General features: G+C 47.4%; 1 protein-coding gene. It reads left to right on the top strand.

Annotation, left to right across the window (positions count from 1 at the left end):
- The first annotated feature begins 46 nt into the window (after positions 1 to 46).
- The gene (locus JOC59_RS09250) at positions 47 to 1,408 is read left to right on the top strand and encodes an FAD-dependent oxidoreductase (protein ID WP_205144453.1); all 1,362 of its coding nucleotides are present in this window, start codon (positions 47 to 49) and stop codon (positions 1,406 to 1,408) included.
- Positions 1,409 to 1,446 lie beyond the last annotated feature (38 nt).

The following is a 1,446-nucleotide window of genomic DNA, read 5'->3' as shown; positions in this document are numbered from 1 at the left end:
ATACATTAGTTTGTGAAATATTTTATTTATCAAAGGAGAAGATAATATGAAAATTGCTGTCATTGGTTGTACACACGCGGGGACGTTTGCCATTAAGACTATTTTATCAGAGCATCCCGATGCTTCAGTTACCGTTTATGAAAAAAATGATAATATTTCATTCCTTTCGTGCGGGATTGCTCTGTACCTTGGAAAACAAGTTCAAGATCCTCAAGGTCTATTCTACTCCAATCCTGAAGAATTGAAGAAGCTCGGGGCAACCGTTAAAATTCAGCACGAGGTCACCAACGTTGATCCTGAGTCCAAGACCATTGAGGTCACGAGTTTAAGTGATCACAAGCAATTTGAAGACTCCTACGACAAATTAGTGGTCACCACTGGTTCATGGCCAGTTATTCCACCAATTAAAGGCGTTGATAATCCCAACGTCTACCTTTGCAAGAACTGGAATCACGCCGAAGAACTATTCCAGACCGCACCTTCCAAAAAACGGATCATGGTTATTGGCGCCGGCTATATCGGTGCTGAACTCGCTGAGGCCTACAGCACAACCGGCCACGAGGTCACCCTGGTTGACGGCGTTGACCGCATCATGAACAAGTACTTTGATAAGGAATTCACTGACGTTGTTGAAGACGACTACAAGAAGCACGGCGTAACCCTCGCCCTTGATCAACAGGTCACAGAAATTTCTGGAACTGATACGGTTACCGTTAAGACGACCAAGGGCAGCTACGAAACCGATATGGTCATCATGTGCGTCGGCTTCACACCAAATACCAGCCTCTTTAAGGGCAAGCTCGACATGATTAAAAACGGCGCGCTCATCACCAACGAATACATGCAAACATCCAACCCTGACATTTATGCGGCCGGCGATAGCGTTGCGGTTCACTATAACCCAACCCACAGCTTAGCATACATTCCCCTGGCAACCAACGCGGTTCGTCAAGGCATTCTGGTTGGCAAGAACATCGAGAACCCAACCGTTAAATACATGGGCACCCAGTCCTCATCAGGATTGAAGCTTTATGACCGGACGATTGTTTCAACCGGCCTCACCATGGCAGCTGCCAAAGCCAAGGGGGTTAAAGCCGAATCCGTTACCATTACTGACAACTACCGGCCCGAATTTATGCCAAGCACGGAGCCGGTTCTCATGAGCCTCGTATTTGATCCGGACACCCGTCAAATTTTGGGTGGTGCCCTGATGAGTACCTACGACGTTTCCCAGTCGGCCAACACCCTTTCGGTCTGCATCCAAAATCAAAACACCATTGATGACTTGGCAATGGTCGATATGTTATTCCAGCCACAGTTTGACCGTCCGTTCAATTATCTAAACATCCTGGGCCAGGCCGCTCAGGAACAAGTTGCAGAAAAATCCGCCAAGGTTCCTGCAGAATAGGCCGAAGTCTCAAAAAAGGCCAGTTGTGAAGAGCCCAA

Origin of the sequence: Periweissella beninensis, assembly GCF_016908275.1 — a bacterium.
Lineage (GTDB): Bacteria > Bacillota > Bacilli > Lactobacillales > Lactobacillaceae > Periweissella > Periweissella beninensis.
The sequence above is the reverse complement of the archived record's forward strand: the minus strand, read 5'-3'. Positions and strand labels throughout refer to the sequence as shown.

What these genes read in the sequence shown, in the direction of transcription:
- JOC59_RS09250 (WP_205144453.1), top strand. Translation starts at nt 47, where the DNA reads ATGAAAATTGCTGTCATTGGTTGTACACACGCGGGGACGTTTGCCATT.